Raw genomic sequence first — 18,005 nt, forward strand, 5'->3', positions numbered from 1 at the left:
GTCTCTATGGCTACATTAACACAAGATGTTAAACAATTAGTTCAAGAGAAGGCAAAAGCTATTCGCGTTGGTATTGTACAGTCTGTAACGGCAGCGAAATCCGGTCACCCAGGTGGTTCATTATCCATCGCCGATGTGATGGCCTTGTTGTACTATGTTGAGATGAATGTAGATCCAGCAAATCCAAAAGCTCCTAATAGAGATCGTTTTGTCCTTTCTAAAGGTCATGCAGCGCCTGCACTATACGCTACATTGACCGAAAAAGGTTATTTCCCTAAAGAAGAACTCTTGAACTTACGTAAAATTAATCATATGTTACAAGGCCATCCTGATATGAAACACACACCAGGTGTAGATATGTCTACAGGTTCTTTAGGACAAGGCATTTCTGCAGCTTGTGGTATGGCATTGGCAGGCAAAATTGATAATGCAGATTACCGTGTATACTCTATTCTTGGTGATGGTGAGCTTGAAGAAGGTCAAGTGTGGGAAGCTGCAATGTTTGCTGGTTTTTATAAACTGAATAATTTGACAGCTTTTGTCGATTTTAACGGTCTTCAAATTGATGGTGATATTACTAAAGTTCTTTCTCCATTACCAATTCCAGAAAAGTTCAAAGCTTTCAATTGGAATGTTATTGAAGTTAATGGTCATGACCTTGATGAGCTTCATAATGCTATTGAAACTGCGAAAGCTTTTACAGAAGGCCCAACATGTATTATCATGCATACTGTAAAGGGTAAAGGCGTTGAAGAGATGGAAGGTCAAGCAGGCTGGCATGGTAAAGCACCAAGTGAAGAGCAAGGTGTAGCCTTTGTTAATGAAATTATGGGGGTGCAATAATGGGTAAAGCAACACGTGAAGCATATGGTAATGCGCTAGCTCGCATTGGTAAAGAGAATACTAATATTATCGTACTAGATGCGGATTTATCCAAATCTACCAAAACAGACACATTTAAAGCTGTGTGCCCAGAACGTTTCTTTAACGTAGGTATTGCAGAGCAAAACTTGATTTCTGTTGGTGCTGGACTTGCAGCGGCAGGTAAGATACCATTTGTATCATCTTTCTCCATGTTTGCTACAGGACGTGCATTTGAACAAATCCGCAATGCTGTATGCTATCCTAAATTAAACGTGAAAGTATGTGCTACACATGCGGGCATTACTGTTGGTGAGGATGGTGCAACGCACCAAAGTTTAGAGGATATTTCCTGTATGCGTACATTGCCAAATATGACTGTAGTGGTACCTGCTGATGAGCGTGAAACAGAGGCTGTTATCGAATGGGCTGCATCTTATAACGGCCCAGTATACGTTCGTTTGGGGCGTGCTGGTGTAGATGATGTAACAACAGAAGGCTACTCATTTGTGCCAGGTAAATCTACTATTTTGGTAGATGGTTCTGATGCTACAATTATTGCTTGTGGTGCATTAGTTGGACCTGCTGTAGAGGCATCTAAAACTTTATCTGAATCTAATATATCTGCTCGCGTTATTAATATGGCATCTATTAAACCTATTGATGCTGAAGCAATTGTAAAAGCGGCTACTGAAACTGGTGCTATTGTTACAGCCGAAGAACATAATATCATTGGCGGTCTTGGTTCTGCAGTATCTGAAGTAGTAGTAGCTAATAAGTCTGTACCTATGGAATTCGTTGGTGTTCAAGATACATTTGGGGAGAGTGGAACACCAAAAGAATTGATGAAAAAATATGGCTTAACTGCAAATGACATTGTAGAAGCAGTAAAACGTGTAATCGCTCGTAAATAATCAAAGGGGATCCCATGATTGAATTTAAGAATGTTAGTAAAGTCTATGATAATGGTTCTGTTGCATTAGACGATGTGTGTTTAACTATTAACGAAGGTGAATTTGTTCTCGTTTGTGGTCACAGTGGTGCAGGGAAATCAACTTTATTTAAGTTATTAACGCATGAAGTAGTGCCAGATGCTGGTACTGTCATTGTTGATGACTTTGATGTTACGCGTATGAAGCGCAGTAAAATTCCTAAATTGCGGAGAAAGCTTGGCGTTGTATTCCAAGACTTCCGTTTATTGCCTAATAAAACAGTAGCAGAGAATATTGCTTTTGCTCTTGAAGTTATTGAAGAAAAACCAAAAATCATTAAAGAAAAGGTGAGTCATGTATTAGACCTTGTTGGTTTATCTGAGAAGGCTAATGACTTACCAGAGGATCTTTCTGGCGGGGAACAACAACGTGTTGCTATTGCGCGTGCAATTGTTAATCGCCCAACAGTATTAATTGCTGATGAACCTACTGGTAACCTTGATCCTGATACTAGTAAGGATATTGTTGAATTGTTTAAGCATATTAACAATTTCGGCACTACCGTTATTATGGTTACCCATAATATGGATCTTGTTTCATACTTGAATAAACGCGTTATTCGTTTAAAAGACGGCCGTGTTCAAAGTGATAATATGAGAGGTGCAGAAATTAATGAAGCCTAGAACGATAAAATACTATTTTAAAGAAGCACTGAAGTCTATGAAACGTAATGGACTTATGACATTAGCGTCCATTTCTACAGTGGCTTTATCCTTATTTATGCTCGGTGTATTCCTTTGTGGTGTCATTAATTTGAATAACATGGCATCCAGTCTAGAAAATCAAGTACAGTTAAGTATTTACTTAAAGGATGGTTTAACAACTGATCAAATTATGGCAGTAGGAAAGCAAATTAAGGCTATACCTAACTTAAAGCATTTAGAATTTGTTAATAAAGAGCAAGCTATGAAGGAGTTCAAAGAACGCCTTGGTGATCAGCAACAATTGGTGAATGCTTTAGGTGATGTAAATCCGTTGCCTAACTCGTATGTGTTAACCTTTGATAATCCTAGCGATGTAAAAGCAACTGCAAAATTAGCTACGACATTCCAAGGCGTAGAAAGTACACATTATGGTCAAGATATTGTAGAAGAGCTTTTCCGCATTACGCAAGTAATTCGTATTGGTGGGATTGTATTGATTGCTTTCCTAGCAGCTGCAACACTATTCATCATTTCAAATACAATTCGGTTGACTGTATTCGCACGTCGTAAGGAAATTGCAATCATGAAATATGTAGGTGCTACTAATGGATTTATTCGTTGGCCATTTTTGATTGAAGGCATGTTGTTAGGCTTAATTGGTGCTATCATTGCCGTTCTTTGCGTTGGTGAATTTTATCACTTCATCACACTGGAAGTTTCTGAATCATTAGCATTCTTCCCTTTAGTACCAATGTTCCCATTCTTCTATGATGTAGCCCTTTATATCTTAGGTGGCGGCATAGTAGTAGGTGCTATTGGTAGTACTATTTCTTTGAAACAATACATGAAGGTGTAATGTTTATGAATAATAGTATATTTAAATCTCGCTTCGTAGCGGCAATTTTGACTGGTATAGTGGTATTGGGAACACCATTATACATCGTTGCAGAGGACGAAGATTTAACAAATCAACTTGATTCAATTCAACAACAAGTTAATCAACAAAATGCTAAAAAGGCAGATGCTGAAACTGTTATAGTCAGTGTATCCGAACAGTTACGTCAAATCGAAGAACAATTACGTCAGGCTCAGCAACAATTGGATTCTATTCAACAACAACGTATATCTGTTGAAAATGATATTACAGTGAATGAAAAATTACTTGCTGAAGCACAAAAGCGACTAGAAGCGCGAGAAGTCGTATTTTATAAGCGTGTACGTGATATTTATATTAACGGTCGTTTAAGTTACTTAGATGTAGTTATTGGATCTAAAGATTTTACAGACTTTGCTAATCGTTTAGAAATTTTAAAACGAATTATTGATTCTGATATTAAATTAATTGAGGAAATCAAAAAAGAGCGCGCTGAAATAGCGGCTCGAAAGCAAGCACTAGAACAGTCTCGTGCAAAACTAGTTGAGATTGAAAAAGCAGCTGCGGCAAAACGAGCTGAAATAGAGCAAAAGAAGAAAGAACGTGAGGTAGTTCTTCAAAAGGCTCAAAATGATCGTGCTACAGCAATGCAAGCAGTAGAAGAATTAAATGCATCTTCTGCACAGATTACAGCGTTATTGAAAGCACGTCAAGCAGAGCGTGCCGCTGCTCGTGCTGCGGCAGCGGCTCAACAATCTTCACCAACTTACTCTTGGGTACAAGGGTCTGGTCAACTTGGGTGGCCTGTAAGTGGTGAAATTACCTCTCCATATGGCTATCGTACACATCCGATTTGGGGCACTACAATTTATCATTCTGGCATTGATATTGGTGTTGATGAAGGTACACCTGTTCATGCTGCAGATGGTGGTACTGTTGCTTGGTCGGGTTGGATGGGTGGCTATGGTTATGCCGTAGTTATCGATCATGGTAATGGCATGTCTACTCTTTATGGACATAATTCTGAACTTGCTGTCTCTGAAGGGCAAGATGTGGGTAAGGGTCAAGTTATTGCCTATGCTGGTAGCACAGGCAATAGTACAGGGCCACATGTACATTTTGAAGTTCGTATAAGTGGGGATCCTGTGGATCCTATGGGATATTTATAATATGAAATTTGATACACGTACGGTGTTATGGAGTCTATTGAAATATATAGGCTCTGGCATCGTTATTATGTGGCTTACATTTTGGTACCTTTCCGGTTCATTCTGGGGTCTGCCAAGATTATTTATAGCCTATTATACTGCGAGTCAAGTTTTTATGACACCTATGGCTAAAAGTACCCTTTATGATGGTATGCTAAAGGGGTTAATTGACTCTTTGGGAGAACCGCATAGTGTTTATTTAAATGCAGAAGAATATAAGTCCATGAAAATGCAAACATCTGCAACATATGCTGGTGTCGGTATGGTCCTTGGTACTGATGATAAAGGTCTATATGCTGTTAGCGTTATGGAAGACCAACCAGCTTTCAAAGCTGGAATTAAACCTGGAGACCACATTATTGCTATCGATGGACAATCTACTACTGAAATTCCGGTAGAGGAAGCATCTTCTCGTATTCGTGGCGAAGCAGGTACTACTGTAGCTCTTGATATTGAGCGTAATGGTGAAAAGTTGCATTTTGATATCACTCGTGAATCCATTGTTTTGCCTACTGTTAAAAGTAAAATGCTAACTAGCACAGTTGGGTATATTCGTATTAGTCAGTTTGCAGAAAATACCGCAGAAGATTTTGCCACTCAATATAAAGAGCTTCAATCTCAAGGTATGAAGGCCCTTGTCTTGGACTTACGAGATAATCCAGGCGGTTTATTATCTACTACTGAAAAGATATCTAACTATATTATGCCTCCAGGTACACTCGTAACAGTACAAAATCGATCAGGTAAAAAGGATACTTATAAGTCAGATGGACCTGATGTAGCTATGCCATTGGTTGTTTTAGTTAATAAGGGCTCTGCTAGTGCATCAGAAATCATAGCAGGCGCTGTTCAAGATCGTAAATTAGGCACTATCGTAGGTACTAATACATATGGTAAAGGTACCGTTCAAACTATTTTCCCTAGTTTGGATGATGAAGGAATTAAAGTAACTATTGCTAAGTACCACACGCCAAGTGATCGTGTTATTGATGGAACAGGTATTAAACCTGATGTAGAAATCGATTTACCAAAAGGTGTACATCCATCTAGTACATTAGATGATATTCAAATTAAAAAGGCATTAGAGCTATTACAGCAATAATGCATAGGAGTTAAATTATGTTTATAGATAGAGCGCGTGTCTTTGTTAAAGCTGGTGACGGTGGGGATGGTATGTCCAGCTTCCGTCGAGAAAAATACGTGCCAAATGGCGGCCCTAGTGGTGGTGATGGTGGTAAAGGTGCGGATGTTGTTTTTAAAGCTGACAAGAATATTAATACGCTTGTAGACTTTAGATATAAACGTCAGTTTAAGGCACCAGCTGGCGGTAATGGTGAAAGCTCTAATAAGCACGGTCGAGGTTCCGATCCTCTTATCATTCCAGTTCCATTGGGTACAGTAATTAAAGATGAGGAAACAGGAAAAATCTTTTGCGACCTTGTTAACGATGGCGATACCTTTGTTATTGCCAAAGGTGGTCGTGGCGGCCGTGGCAATGCTCGATTCCAAACTAGTGCTAACCGTGCACCAACCTTTGCAGAAAAGGGTGAACCTGGTGAAGAATTCTGGTTACAATTAGAGCTTAAAGTATTAGCTGATGTAGGTTTATTAGGTTATCCATCTGTTGGTAAATCTAGTATTTTGCGAAAAGTATCTAAAGCTCAACCAGAGGTGGCAGCATATCACTTTACTACACTAACACCAGTACTCGGGGTAGTTACAATTTCTGGAGATCGTAGCTTTGTTTTGGCCGATATTCCGGGCCTTATTGAAGGGGCTAGTGAAGGTGTAGGTTTAGGTCACAATTTTCTACGTCATGTTGAACGTACGAATATTTTAATTCATGTTTTAGATGTATCTGGTATGGAAGGCCGAGACCCTAAGGTCGACTTTGATGCGATTAATGAAGAGTTACGTAAATACTCTGAAAAATTGGCTAATAAGAAACAAATTGTAGCTCTCAATAAGATCGATATGGTCTTTGATGACACGACGATTCCCGAAACGAAAAAATATTTTGAAGACAAAGGCTATGAAGTATTTCTCATTAACGCCTTAAGTGGTGAAGGTTTGTCAGAGCTTATGGAACGAGCTTACTACTATGTAGAAAACTACGAACCAGAGCCTGAAGCAAATGATGATACAGTTGTATACGAAGCAAAACAAGATGTAGAATTTGTCATTACTCGCGGTGATGATGCTGCTTTCTACATTACTGGTAAACGTATTGAACGATTAGTAGCTATGACAAATCTTGACGATGATCAATCTCTTCGTAGATTCCAACGCATTTGGCGCTTTATGGAGCTTGATGCAAAATTGAAGGAAAAAGGCTGTAAAGACGGTGATGAAGTTGTAATCGGCGATCAGCGCTTTACTTTCCAAGAGTAGGAGTAATAATGACAGGAAAACAAAAACGGTATTTACGTTCATTGGCGGCTACAATACCACCAGTTGTCCAAATTGGTAAAAATGGTTTAGAGGATAGTGTTATAGATAGTGCTCGTGCAGCGATTACAGCACGTGAACTTATTAAGGTTAAATTACATAATAATAGTCCTGAAGATAAGACAATTTTTCAAGACTTAGCAGATATGCTTGGCGCTGAATTAGTTCAAGTGATTGGCTTTAATGGTGTTTTATATAAAGCTAAAAAAGAACCTAAAATCATTTTGCCAAAATAATTTTATAATCTAGTAAATCATAAAAATTTGTATACATCGTAGTTAAGAATTTCAACCTTAGGAGGTTAGTCTATGCGCAGCGCTATCGTTAATGCAAAACGAATTGTAGTCAAAGTTGGTAGCAGTACGCTTTGTTACACTAACGGACATTTAAATTTGGAGCGTATTGAAAGATTAGTGCGCCAATTATCAGATTTGGCTAACCAAGGTAAAGAGATTATTCTTGTTTCCTCTGGTGCTACTGGTGCAGGTCTTGCCCCTTTAGGCTTTAAAAAAAAGCCTAGAGATCTCGTATTAAAACAAGCAGCTGCTGCAGTAGGTCAAGGTATTCTCATTCATATGTACGAGCGCATGTTCCGAGAATATGGTCGCACCGTAGGGCAAATTCTTTTAACGAAAGAGGATAGTACTGGACGACATAGTTATCTTAACTTGCGTAATACATTACATACTTTATTGCAACTTAACGTTATTCCTATTATTAATGAAAATGACGTGGTTGCTATCGAAGAATTTAAAATCGGTGATAACGATACATTATCTGCTACTGTTGCAGGTATTGTAGATGCAGATTTACTTATCATTTTGTCAGATATTGAAGGCTTATATACAGCTAACCCAGCCACCAATCCAGATGCTACTTTGATAGAGACTGTTTCTGAAATTAACGATGAAACGTATGCTATTGCAGGTGGTGCTGGTTCTAATATGGGAACGGGGGGTATGTATACAAAAATTAAAGCTGCTCATATGGCAACAAATTCTGGTGTACCAATGGTTATCACCTCAGGTGAAGTAGAGGATTCTGTTCGTCGTGTATGTAAGGGTGAACAAATTGGGACACTCTTTGAAGCCCATGATGCAAGTTTATCTGGTAAACATCATTGGTTGGCTTTTGGTAAACGATTAAAAGGATCCATTACGATTGATGACGGATGTGCTCGCGCTGTTTTAGATAATGGTGCTAGCATTCTGCCCGCTGGTATTATTGAAGTAGAGGGGACTTTTGGACCTGGTGATACAATTTCCATTTATCATGATCATAAGGAAATTGGTCGTGGACTTATTAATTATAGTATTGATGATATGAAGGCGATTAAAGGTCACAATACAAATGATATAGCCGAGATTCTGGGTATTAATACGACCTATGATGAGGCTGTACATCGTAATAATCTAGTTTTATTACACTGAGGAAATCCTATGAACCAGTATGAAAAAATTTGTAAAGATACGGGCCAGAGAGCTAAAACGGCATCTTTTGAATTAGCCCAACTCGACCAAGAAACTTTAGATTCTGCATTGTTAGCAATTGCTGATGCTGTAGAAGCACAAACAGATGAAATTATGGCGGCTAATGAGTTAGACCTAGAAAAATCTGTTGATTATAATTTACCTCGAACTATGATAGATCGATTGACTTTGACACCTAGTCGCATTGCTCAAATGGCAGAAGGGGTGCGTCAAGTGGCTGCTCTTGAAAGTCCTGTAGGTTCCATTATAGAAACAATCACTCGGCCTAATGGTTTGATTATTGAAAAGCGATCAGTACCTTTTGGTGTTATTGGTATCATCTTTGAAGCCCGTCCAAATGTAACCATAGATGCAGGTGTTCTTTGTTTAAAGACAGCAAATGCTACAATTTTACGAGGTGGTAAGGAGGCATTTCACACGAATCAAATCATCGTGTCTATCATGCGGGATACCTTAGAGTCGTTAGGTATTAATGGTGACTCTATTCAACTCGTTGAGGTGCTTGATCGAGATCTGGTTGGAGTACTTTTACAACAACGGGAATATATTGATGTAATCATTCCACGTGGGGGTGCTGGACTTATTCGTCGTGTTGTAGAAGATAGTAGCATTCCTGTTATTGAAACTGGTAGCGGTGTATGTCATACCTTTGTTGATGAATATGCTAATCTAGAGATGGCTTTAGAAATTGCGGTAAATGCTAAAGTTCAACGTCCATCTGTGTGTAACTCTATGGAAACACTGTTAGTTCATCATGCTGTGGCTTCTGATTTTTTACCACGTCTTGATACAGCACTACAAGAATACGGTGTTCGTATTCATGGTGATGAGGCTGTAGCTCAATATATGGAGAATACAATTCCTTTAACAGAAGAGTCTTTCAGCACAGAATACAATGATATGGACTTAAATGTGCGTATCGTTGAAAATCTTGAAGAAGCTATTGAACATGTGAATCGGTATACTACACATCACTCTGAGGCTATTATTACAGATGAACCTATGCGAGCTAATGTGTTTATGAATTTAGTAGATTGTTCTACTGTATACCATAATGCATCTACACGTTTTACAGATGGCTTTGAGTTCGGTTTTGGTGCTGAAATCGGTATTAGTACACAAAAGCTTCATGCTCGAGGTCCTATGGGTTTACAAGCTTTAACATCTTATAAATATTTTGTATTTGGGGAAGGCCAAGTACGGACGTGAAGAAATTATATTATTTTATAAGAGCATATTATAGATACATTCAAACACCTAAGGGCCGATATGAATGGATATCCTATGGAAAGGCATTGCTCTTATTCATCATTATTTGTGTCATTGTCATTAAGGGAGTGACCGCATTATGGTAGAAAAACGTCGCATAGGTATCATTGGTGGAACATTTAATCCCATTCATTTAGGTCATCTCATGATCGCAGAGGTGGCTTGTGAAAGTTTTAATTTAGAAAAAGTTATCTTTGTACCTGCTCGTATTCCACCGCATAAGCAATATGATGTGATTGATAGTCATCATCGGTATGCTATGACGGCGGCCGCAGTTTCAGATAATCCAAATTTTGAAATTTCTGATGTAGAGATGCGCCGAGAAGGTCCTTCGTATACCGTAGATACGATTCAATATTTTAAAAAACTATATGGTCCTACTGTTGAATTTTATTTTATTGCGGGTACGGATACTATTCGTGCATTACCGACTTGGAAATTTATAGATGAACTTATAGATGAGGTTCATTTTATTGGAGCTACTAGGCCAGATGGATCAAGTGCTATTGATTCTACTTTGGATGAATTAGGAGCTAAAGCACAACAAAAAATCCATGTTATGGAAGTGCCTGAAATGAAATTGTCTGCTACGTATTTACGAGAGCGCTTACGGTCTGGAAAGACAGTTCGTTATATGTTGCCTAAATGTGTAGTGGATTATATAGAAGAAAACCATATATATGGGAAGGAATAAATGATGCTATCGTTTGATGAAATACAACATAGGGTAAGCCAATGGATGGGGAAAAAACGTTTTAAGCATACTCTAGGTGTTATTGAATCCGCAACTCAGTTGGCTAAACTTTATAATGTTGATGTAGAAAAAGCACGATTAGCGGCATTGCTACATGATTGTGCTAAAGAAATGCCTTTGAAAGAGATGCAAGATTTGGTGAAGGAGAATGATTACAAAGCTGATGAAGAATTATTAGCCAATGGTAATCTTTTACATGGATTAGCAGGCATGATTCGAGCTAAACTTGAGTTCTCTATAACCGATTCAGAAATTTTAGAAGCTATTCGTGTTCATACAACTGGTAAGGTAGGGATGTCTACATTAGATAAAGTTATATTCTTAGCAGATTATATTGAACCCAATCGTGATTTCCCAGGTGTTGATGAACTTCGAACGGTAGCTAAAAAAGATCTAAATAAGGCTGTATTGCTTGGTTTTGACAATACTATTAATCACCTTATTGAGCAACATCTTTCTATTTATCCTTTGACCATTCTTGGTCGTAATGATGTATTAAAATCTTGTAAATAATGGAGTTTTATATGGACGAACGTGAACGAGCAAGAGCTCGCCGACGTAGAAAAAGACGTCAACAAAAGTCATCTGTGAAGTGGCCCAGAGTTATTCTGGCTATTGTTGTAGTTTTTACTTTGCTCGGTGGGATAGGGTATGGCATATATAGTGGTGTATCTTATGCATATAGAGCAATCGTCGGAACTACTGAAGCTACTGAAGCTGTGATAGATAGTGAAAATAAACAGGACACAAATACTGTATCAGTAGAGCAAAAAGGCTTAGATAAACCTTTATATATTTTGGTTATCGGCACTGATGACAATAATCCTAGTCAAGGTGATAGTCTATTCTTATTATCTGTAAACCTTGATCAAAAAACGATGGACGTTATCGGCATTCCAAGTAATAGTAAAATCGATAATCGTGATCAAACCGATGCGACTATGTTAAATAGTATTTATGAAAAAGGAGGCATTGAACTTACTAAAGCTGTAATTGAGGATATGTTCCATATTTCAATCCCGTATTATGTAGTAGTTAATCAAACTGCTTTCAAGAAAACTAATGATGTGTTAGGAAATCAGCAAATTTATGTAGAACAACCGATGGAACATATTGATGCAGAAGGCAATATAGATATTGATTTGCGACGTGGTTACCAAACTTTAGATAGTAATAATGCCTTAGCGTATTTACGATATTCAGATCCTAAACACGATACCTTTACTCGTGTGCAACGACAAGAAAGATTTCTAAAATTGTGGATGGAACAAGAACATAATGCATTTTTCTTAACAAACGCATGGCATATTTGGCGTATTTGGGATCATTATGATAGTAATATTTCTACTTTAGATGCTATTAAGTTGGTATACAATGCGAGCAAAATTAATAAGGAAGAAATTCACTTCTATATTCTTCCTGGAGAAAAAGAGCTTATAGGTGAAACGACTTATTGGAAGATAAACCCTACGGAAGCTCAACGTTTAGTGGGTATTACAATGGGTAATTTACCAGCTAATGAAATGACGCAATTTATATCTGCACCAACAAATAGTACGTCGAAAGTTGCACCTGAATCGGAACATAATGGTGGCACTATTACAAAGCCCACAGAACCAGGTGAGGAGAGCGGTAGTAAGCGATAAGATAAGAGGCAATATAATGAAAAAGAAAGAAGATATTAAACAAATCGTATTAGAACTTGCACAAGCTGCATTTGATAAAAAGGGCAGAGATATTGAAATTCTTGATTTAGAAGGTATTTCAATGTTAGGTGATTATTTTTTGATTGCCAGTGCAAATAATAGTAAGCAATCTCAAAGCATTGCTGATGAAATGGAAGATAAAGCAGCCGAATTAGGTATAACAGTACAGCATAGAGAAGGTTATCGTGAAGGTGAATGGATCTTATTGGATTTTGGCGATATAATTTGTCATGTCTTTGGTGGTGATGAATTGCGTGAATTCTACGGTTTAGAAGAATTGTGGAATGACGCTGGTCGAGTTCCATTTGAAGGAGTATAATATGGCTACAGAATTGTTGGAAAATACAATTGCCACATTGAAAGTATTGCGTACTAGTGACCAAGGTGCTTTTCTAGATGGTCAAACAGGCAATACAAATGATGATATTTTGCTTCATAAAGATCAACAAACTTCACCAGTTACTATAGGAGATGAGGTAGAAGTATTTTTATATCGCGATCCAAAGGGGCGTTTAACTGCTTCTATGCGTTTACCAGCTATGAAGGTTGGACAAATTGGTTATGTTGAGGTCATCAATACGACAAATTTTGGTTGCTTCGTTGAGGTTGGCACAGAACGTGGTATCTTTATGCCTCATGCGGAGATGCGTGGTCGCCCTCAGGTAGGGGAAAAGGTATGGGTTCGTCTTTATACAGATAAATCTGGCCGTTTTGCGGTCTCCATGGATGTAGATGATGAAATGCGTCGTGCCTCTAAAGCTGCTACTGAAGCTACGGTTGGTCAACTTGTAAAAGGTGCTATCTATAACTTAACGAGTGATGGGGCATTTTTTATCACTCCTGAGCGTTGGATTGCCTTTTTACATCGTTCTGAAATGACGAGAAAGTTAAAAGTAGGGGAAATGATTGAAGGTCGTATTACTTTCAAACGCGATGATGGTCGTGTCAATGTATCTATGCGCCCTACAAAGGAAAAGGCTCTTGTTTCAGACGGTGATATTATTATGGAATATCTTTTAAATCGCGGTGGAAAGATGCCATATAGTGATGAGTCTTCAGCGATGTTGATTAAAGATAAGTTCAATATTAGTAAGGCTGCTTTCAAACGTGCCTTAGGGCATTTAATGAAAGAGAAAAAAATTGTTCAGGAGGATGGTTGGACATTGCTTACCGACATAGGTCGCCAATGGACACCTCTTGTTAGTGATGAGTCCCAAGATGAGGAATAAAGACGATGAAAATTGTCATTGTAGGCGCTGGTAAGGTTGGTTATTCATTAGCACAACGTCTTATTCAAGACGATCATGATGTATATGTTATCGATCGCTCACCAGAACGCATTCATAATCTTGAAAATACATTAGATGTTAGCCTAGTTTTAGGGAATGGCAGTGATGTTCAATTATTGAATGAAATAGATATGTCTGATGTTGGTATGTTTATTGCTGTTACTGATTCAGATGAGGTTAATATGCTATCCTGTTCGGTAGCTAAAATAAAAGGTGTGCCTACAACTATTGCACGCGTTCGTGATAATAGTGTGGCGGAACATATGGATGAGGAGATACGAGCTCAATTAGGTGTTGATCTTTTCATCAATCCTGAAATGGTTACAGCTCAAGAGTTACTACAAATTTTAGAAACACCATCAGCTATAGATGTTGAGGAGTTCGGTCAGGGTGCTGTGCGCCTTATGGAATTCAAATTGAATAATGAATTTCCTCTATTAGAACAGCCACTAAAAGAAATTCGCTTTCCTGAAGGTGTTCTATTAGTTGGTATTTTGCGCTATGGTGAAATGATTATTCCGCATGGTGAAAGTCGCTTACAGGCTGATGATAGTGTATTTTTCCTAGGTTTGAAAGAGTCCGTTTCTGAAGTGGAGAAACTTTGGTTCCATAATTATAATACATTCTATAAACGGGCTGTAATCATTGGGGCAGGTCTCTTAGGTCGTAACTTAACTGTATTACTAGAAAAAGCTGGTTTTTCTGTGAAGGTTATTGAAAAAGATTTTGACCGTTGTGAGAAACTGGCAAATCAAGTGGATAAAGCCATGGTTATCAATGGGGATGGTACTGATTTTGATTTGCTCGAAGCTGAGGAAATTGCTGATAGCGATGTAATTATTGCTCTAACAGATGATGATAAACTTAACTTACTTGTAGCACTTGTAGGGAAGCATATGGGCATCCCAAAAACCGTTGTTCGTGTGGGACGGCCAGAATATATTATGCTGATGGAGCAAGTAGGTATTGATGTAGTATTTTCTCCACGTTTATTAACTGCAAGTCAAATTTTGCGCTTTGTACGAAGTGGAGAAGGGGTTGTATCTATTTCCACCTTTGAAGGTGGTAAAGCCGAATCTATCGAAATTGAAATTACCAATGAATCACCTGTAGCAGGTAAACAATTGAAAGATATTCGTTTACCTGGGAAGGCCTTAGTAGGTGTAATTTTACGGGAAAATGAAGCTATCGTACCTCGTGGTAATACTCAAATTTTAGATGGTGATCATATCGTTCTCTTTACATTACCTGAATCGGTAAGCAAATTGCTTAAATATCTTACTTAGTAAGGAGGGGCTATGCGAATTCAAATCGTTATGTCCTTAGTGGGTCGACTACTCTATATATTTGGGGTTTTTACTTTAATCCCTTTTATATATAGTGTCGTATTTGAAACTGCATATTGGTCATTCCTTATAACCACAAGCCTTTCTTTAGTTTTGGGGACGCTTTTATCTTATTACGGTTGTGAAAGTCAAAGCTTTAGTATTCGTGATGGGTTCTTAGTTGTATCCTCTACTTGGATATTTACGGTTATTTTGGGGGCTTTACCTTTTTTGGGGAGTGGCATATTGACTAATGTTTTTGATGCTTTATTTGAAGCCACTTCGGGTATTACTGCAACTGGTGCAACTATTATTTATAGTGTTGATACGTTACCAAACACATTTGTATTGTGGCGTGGTCTTATGCACTGGGTTGGAGGGATGGGGATCATCGTCCTTATCTTATCATTTTTAAAGAATTTAGGAGCAGATGCAGCACATTTCTTTAATGCAGAGGCATCTGTACCAAAGCCTGGTGTTGTAATGCCGCGTATTCAATCAATGGCCACCAAGCTTTGGCAGTTGTATATTGCCTTTACTGCTCTTTGCTTTCTTATGCTGTGGGCTGGCGGCATTGAACCTTTTGATGCGTTAAACTATGCCTTTTCTATTATTGCCACGGGTGGATTTGCACCGACATCAGCAGGGGCTTTTATTTATGAACAAAGTAATTATATTTGTTTCGTATTTATATTCTTTATGTTTCTTGCTGGTGGCAATTTCTCTGTGTATTACAATGCACTTCAAAAAGGAATTCACGTTTTAATTAATGATTTTGAAACACGTATGTACTGGCTTGTAGTGTTTATTGGTATTGCCATTGTATCAATATCTCTAGCATTACAATCTAGCTATTCTAGTCCTTTAGAGATTGTTAGAAATGCTGCCTTTAATTTAGTTTCGCTTCAAACTGGTAGTGGTTTTGCTATTAGTGATTATGATTTGTGGCCTGCTGCAGCACAGATGATGTTATTTATTTGTACATTTTTTGGTGGTTGTAGTGGTTCTACAACGGGCGGTGTAAAAATTATACGACTTATTATTTTGATTAAGAGTTCTATAATTTATTTGCGAAAATCAATTCATCCTGATATGGTTCAAGTAGTACGTATTAATGGCAAACCGATGCCTACTAAATGGATCCAGATGACACATCAATTTTTATTTTTATATTTAATGATTTATGTGGTATCTGTTTTTCTAATGACTTGTACTGGTCTTAATACATATGATTCTATGCAAGTGGTCACGGCCTTTCTTAGCAATGTAGGACTAGGGTTTGGTGGCTTTGGTCCTACTGATTCCTTTAATGTTATGCCGGATACTGCTAAATGTATTGCTATTGTAGACATGTTACTAGGTCGTTTGGAGTTATTTACGATTTTAGTTATGCTTCACCCTCAGTTTTGGGAAGGGTATTTTATTAAAAAAGAGGTTCCTAAACGATATCGTATTCTATAGGAGGGCGGGAACTATATGGAAGTTATAAAACGTCCTCTAGGGCTTTATAAAGCAAATTGTTATGTGCTTATCAAAGAGGGAAAATCTATAATCATTGATCCGGGTTTTCATTGTAACCACATTATTGATATGGTTGCAGATTCTCAACCCATAGCAGTTTTATTGACACATGGTCATTGTGATCATGTGTCAGCCTTGGATGAAGTGTGTACACATTATAATATTCCCGCTTATTTACATCCTTTAGATCAAGAATTGTTACAGTTAATTCGACGGAGACCAAGTGTATATAAGAAAAAAATGTATACACATTGTAATGATTTAGTAGAGGGGCAATTACAGTTAGATCCTTTTAATATAATAGTTCATCATACACCTGGGCATAGTGCTGGATCGGTTTGTTTAGAAATTGAAGGCCATCTATTTACTGGTGATACTTTATTTAAACAAAATGTGGGAAATACAGATAATTATAACAGTAATCCAGCTGATTTGATTAAGAGTTTGAATCATCTTTTAACTTTGTCTAAGGAGTTAATTGTTGAGCCTGGACATAGGGAATCTACTATATTAAAACATGAGGAAGAATTTATTAAAAATATTGTAGTATAGTGTTGACAAAAGTCCTGATAACCGATATACTAAGCAAGTACTTTGGTTACGGCCCCGTGGTGTAGCGGTTAACATGTCGCCCTGTCACGGCGAAGATCGTCAGTTCAAATCTGATCGGGGTCGCCATTTATGCCTCGGTAGCTCAGTTGGTAGAGCAACGGACTGAAAATCCGTGTGTCGACAGTTCGATTCTGTCCTGAGGCACCATTTATATGCGGGAATAGCTCAGCGGTAGAGCACCGCCTTGCCAAGGCGGGGGTCGCGAGTTCGAATCTCGTTTCCCGCTCCAATTTTATATGGCGGCATAGCCAAGCGGTAAGGCAGAGGTCTGCAAAACCTTTATTCCCCAGTTCGATTCTGGGTGCCGCCTCCACAATCGTTACCCATGCCGGGGTGGCGGAACAGGCAGACGCAACGGACTTAAAATCCGTCGGTTGGAAACAACCGTACCGGTTCGATTCCGGTCCTCGGCACCAATTAAGACTAACTTTGGGTTAGTCTTTTTTCTTATATACAATTAAAACGATTTGTGAAAATTATTACTATAAGTTACGTATAAATATATAAGAGATAGATAAATCTATGAATAAGAAACCTAAGTTATTGATTAGTGAATGCCTATTTGGTGTACCCTGTCGATATGATGGCAAAGACAATTATATAGAAACGATAGAGGCTCTAAAGGAATATTATGAATTAGTACCAGTATGTCCGGAAGTGTTAGGGGGACTTAGTACGCCTCGTGATCCTGCGGAGCGTCAAGGTAAACGTATATGTACTGTTAATGGAGCTGATGTTACAGATGAGTTTGTAAGAGGTGCTCAATTAACAGTTGATATTGCACTAAAATATGGTTGCAAGCAAGCTTTGATGAAGGCGAAAAGTCCTAGCTGTGGATATAAGTGCATTTATGATGGAACTTTTACTAGAACATTGAAAAATGGTCATGGATGTACTGTAGAGGCTCTATTAGAAAAGAATATAAGAATTTATACGGAAAATGATATAGAGCTTTTGCTTGCAGAAAAAAAGAGATGAGTTAAACTCATCTCTTTTTGGTTATATTAAGTTG

Annotated in this window: 19 protein-coding genes and 5 tRNA genes; all 24 read left to right on the forward strand. The window is 38.1% G+C overall.

What is annotated here, in order from left to right:
• Positions 1–6 precede the first annotated feature (6 nt).
• The 24 genes from E7K77_RS00965 to E7K77_RS01080 all read left to right on the forward strand — a co-directional run bounded on the left by E7K77_RS00965 (position 7) and on the right by E7K77_RS01080 (position 17,971).
• Positions 7–843, forward strand: a complete 837-nt coding sequence (locus E7K77_RS00965) for a transketolase (protein ID WP_325305888.1) — start codon at positions 7–9, stop codon at positions 841–843.
• Complete coding sequence (locus E7K77_RS00970) at positions 843–1,775, forward strand: transketolase family protein (protein WP_325305889.1); 933 nt, start codon at positions 843–845, stop codon at positions 1,773–1,775. Before E7K77_RS00965 ends, E7K77_RS00970 begins: the two co-directional genes overlap by 1 nt.
• A gap of 14 nt (positions 1,776–1,789) precedes the next feature.
• Positions 1,790–2,476, forward strand: a complete 687-nt coding sequence (ftsE, locus tag E7K77_RS00975; RefSeq protein ID WP_012864278.1) for a cell division ATP-binding protein FtsE — start codon at positions 1,790–1,792, stop codon at positions 2,474–2,476.
• Positions 2,466–3,353, forward strand: coding sequence for a permease-like cell division protein FtsX (ftsX, locus tag E7K77_RS00980; protein WP_012864279.1), 888 nt, complete (start codon positions 2,466–2,468; stop codon positions 3,351–3,353). Before ftsE ends, ftsX begins: the two co-directional genes overlap by 11 nt.
• 5 nt (positions 3,354–3,358) lie before the next feature.
• Positions 3,359–4,540 (forward strand): murein hydrolase activator EnvC family protein, encoded by a 1,182-nt coding sequence (locus tag E7K77_RS00985; protein ID WP_391595538.1) that lies wholly within the window; start codon positions 3,359–3,361, stop codon positions 4,538–4,540.
• A gap of 1 nt (position 4,541) precedes the next feature.
• Entirely contained in the window at positions 4,542–5,681 is a 1,140-nt protein-coding gene (locus E7K77_RS00990; RefSeq protein ID WP_012864281.1) for a S41 family peptidase, read from the forward strand.
• 17 nt (positions 5,682–5,698) lie between these two features.
• Entirely contained in the window at positions 5,699–6,970 is a 1,272-nt protein-coding gene (gene obgE, locus E7K77_RS00995) for a GTPase ObgE (RefSeq protein WP_004693173.1), read from the forward strand.
• An 8-nt stretch (positions 6,971–6,978) separates the two neighbouring features.
• The gene (gene yhbY, locus E7K77_RS01000) at positions 6,979–7,263 is read left to right on the forward strand and encodes a ribosome assembly RNA-binding protein YhbY (protein ID WP_004693176.1); all 285 of its coding nucleotides are present in this window, start codon (positions 6,979–6,981) and stop codon (positions 7,261–7,263) included.
• Between the two features lie 72 nt (positions 7,264–7,335).
• The gene (proB, locus tag E7K77_RS01005; RefSeq protein ID WP_325305895.1) at positions 7,336–8,457 is read left to right on the forward strand and encodes a glutamate 5-kinase; all 1,122 of its coding nucleotides are present in this window, start codon (positions 7,336–7,338) and stop codon (positions 8,455–8,457) included.
• A 9-nt stretch (positions 8,458–8,466) separates the two neighbouring features.
• Positions 8,467–9,726: a glutamate-5-semialdehyde dehydrogenase gene (locus E7K77_RS01010; protein WP_325305897.1), complete on the forward strand. Its 1,260-nt coding sequence runs from the start codon at positions 8,467–8,469 to the stop codon at positions 9,724–9,726.
• Between the two features lie 139 nt (positions 9,727–9,865).
• On the forward strand, positions 9,866–10,480 hold the full coding sequence (gene nadD / locus E7K77_RS01015; protein ID WP_325305898.1) for a nicotinate-nucleotide adenylyltransferase: 615 nt from the start codon (positions 9,866–9,868) through the stop codon (positions 10,478–10,480).
• A gap of 3 nt (positions 10,481–10,483) precedes the next feature.
• Positions 10,484–11,053, forward strand: coding sequence for a bis(5'-nucleosyl)-tetraphosphatase (symmetrical) YqeK (yqeK, locus tag E7K77_RS01020; RefSeq protein ID WP_325306058.1), 570 nt, complete (start codon positions 10,484–10,486; stop codon positions 11,051–11,053).
• Between the two features lie 11 nt (positions 11,054–11,064).
• Positions 11,065–12,186, forward strand: coding sequence for an LCP family protein (locus E7K77_RS01025; RefSeq protein WP_325305899.1), 1,122 nt, complete (start codon positions 11,065–11,067; stop codon positions 12,184–12,186).
• Positions 12,187–12,202: 16 nt separating this feature from the next.
• Positions 12,203–12,565 carry a ribosome silencing factor gene (gene rsfS, locus E7K77_RS01030; protein WP_039964929.1) on the forward strand — a complete coding sequence of 121 codons (363 nt, stop codon included), beginning with the start codon at positions 12,203–12,205 and terminating at the stop codon, positions 12,563–12,565.
• 1 nt (position 12,566) lies between these two features.
• On the forward strand, positions 12,567–13,475 hold the full coding sequence (locus E7K77_RS01035; protein WP_004697457.1) for a CvfB family protein: 909 nt from the start codon (positions 12,567–12,569) through the stop codon (positions 13,473–13,475).
• A 5-nt stretch (positions 13,476–13,480) separates the two neighbouring features.
• On the forward strand, positions 13,481–14,821 hold the full coding sequence (trkA, locus tag E7K77_RS01040) for a Trk system potassium transporter TrkA (RefSeq protein WP_008600796.1): 1,341 nt from the start codon (positions 13,481–13,483) through the stop codon (positions 14,819–14,821).
• A gap of 12 nt (positions 14,822–14,833) precedes the next feature.
• Complete coding sequence (locus tag E7K77_RS01045) at positions 14,834–16,321, forward strand: TrkH family potassium uptake protein (RefSeq protein ID WP_101928227.1); 1,488 nt, start codon at positions 14,834–14,836, stop codon at positions 16,319–16,321.
• Positions 16,322–16,336: 15 nt separating this feature from the next.
• Positions 16,337–16,933, forward strand: coding sequence for an MBL fold metallo-hydrolase (locus E7K77_RS01050; RefSeq protein WP_101928228.1), 597 nt, complete (start codon positions 16,337–16,339; stop codon positions 16,931–16,933).
• Between the two features lie 50 nt (positions 16,934–16,983).
• Positions 16,984–17,059 (forward strand) — tRNA-Asp (locus E7K77_RS01055).
• 5 nt (positions 17,060–17,064) lie between these two features.
• A tRNA-Phe gene (locus tag E7K77_RS01060) sits at positions 17,065–17,140 on the forward strand.
• A gap of 7 nt (positions 17,141–17,147) precedes the next feature.
• Positions 17,148–17,222, forward strand: a tRNA-Gly gene (locus tag E7K77_RS01065).
• Positions 17,223–17,231: 9 nt separating this feature from the next.
• A tRNA-Cys gene (locus E7K77_RS01070) sits at positions 17,232–17,306 on the forward strand.
• 14 nt (positions 17,307–17,320) lie between these two features.
• Positions 17,321–17,409: transfer RNA gene (locus tag E7K77_RS01075), tRNA-Leu, on the forward strand.
• 106 nt (positions 17,410–17,515) lie between these two features.
• Complete coding sequence (locus E7K77_RS01080) at positions 17,516–17,971, forward strand: DUF523 domain-containing protein (RefSeq protein WP_004697220.1); 456 nt, start codon at positions 17,516–17,518, stop codon at positions 17,969–17,971.
• Positions 17,972–18,005: the final 34 nt, after the last annotated feature.

Source organism: Veillonella parvula, from assembly GCF_032577575.1.
Lineage (GTDB): Bacteria > Bacillota > Negativicutes > Veillonellales > Veillonellaceae > Veillonella.

Excerpts from the sequence above, each read along its gene's own strand:
- E7K77_RS00965 (WP_325305888.1), top strand. The coding sequence starts at position 7 with ATGGCTACATTAACACAAGATGTTAAACAATTAGTTCAAGAGAAGGCA.
- E7K77_RS00970 (WP_325305889.1), top strand. The coding sequence starts at position 843 with ATGGGTAAAGCAACACGTGAAGCATATGGTAATGCGCTAGCTCGCATT.
- ftsE (WP_012864278.1), top strand. The coding sequence starts at position 1,790 with ATGATTGAATTTAAGAATGTTAGTAAAGTCTATGATAATGGTTCTGTT.
- ftsX (WP_012864279.1), top strand. The coding sequence starts at position 2,466 with ATGAAGCCTAGAACGATAAAATACTATTTTAAAGAAGCACTGAAGTCT.
- E7K77_RS00985 (WP_391595538.1), top strand. The coding sequence starts at position 3,359 with ATGAATAATAGTATATTTAAATCTCGCTTCGTAGCGGCAATTTTGACT.
- E7K77_RS00990 (WP_012864281.1), top strand. The coding sequence starts at position 4,542 with ATGAAATTTGATACACGTACGGTGTTATGGAGTCTATTGAAATATATA.
- obgE (WP_004693173.1), top strand. The coding sequence starts at position 5,699 with ATGTTTATAGATAGAGCGCGTGTCTTTGTTAAAGCTGGTGACGGTGGG.
- yhbY (WP_004693176.1), top strand. The coding sequence starts at position 6,979 with ATGACAGGAAAACAAAAACGGTATTTACGTTCATTGGCGGCTACAATA.
- proB (WP_325305895.1), top strand. The coding sequence starts at position 7,336 with ATGCGCAGCGCTATCGTTAATGCAAAACGAATTGTAGTCAAAGTTGGT.
- E7K77_RS01010 (WP_325305897.1), top strand. The coding sequence starts at position 8,467 with ATGAACCAGTATGAAAAAATTTGTAAAGATACGGGCCAGAGAGCTAAA.
- nadD (WP_325305898.1), top strand. The coding sequence starts at position 9,866 with ATGGTAGAAAAACGTCGCATAGGTATCATTGGTGGAACATTTAATCCC.
- yqeK (WP_325306058.1), top strand. The coding sequence starts at position 10,484 with ATGCTATCGTTTGATGAAATACAACATAGGGTAAGCCAATGGATGGGG.
- E7K77_RS01025 (WP_325305899.1), top strand. The coding sequence starts at position 11,065 with ATGGACGAACGTGAACGAGCAAGAGCTCGCCGACGTAGAAAAAGACGT.
- rsfS (WP_039964929.1), top strand. The coding sequence starts at position 12,203 with ATGAAAAAGAAAGAAGATATTAAACAAATCGTATTAGAACTTGCACAA.
- E7K77_RS01035 (WP_004697457.1), top strand. The coding sequence starts at position 12,567 with ATGGCTACAGAATTGTTGGAAAATACAATTGCCACATTGAAAGTATTG.
- trkA (WP_008600796.1), top strand. The coding sequence starts at position 13,481 with ATGAAAATTGTCATTGTAGGCGCTGGTAAGGTTGGTTATTCATTAGCA.
- E7K77_RS01045 (WP_101928227.1), top strand. The coding sequence starts at position 14,834 with ATGCGAATTCAAATCGTTATGTCCTTAGTGGGTCGACTACTCTATATA.
- E7K77_RS01050 (WP_101928228.1), top strand. The coding sequence starts at position 16,337 with ATGGAAGTTATAAAACGTCCTCTAGGGCTTTATAAAGCAAATTGTTAT.
- E7K77_RS01080 (WP_004697220.1), top strand. The coding sequence starts at position 17,516 with ATGAATAAGAAACCTAAGTTATTGATTAGTGAATGCCTATTTGGTGTA.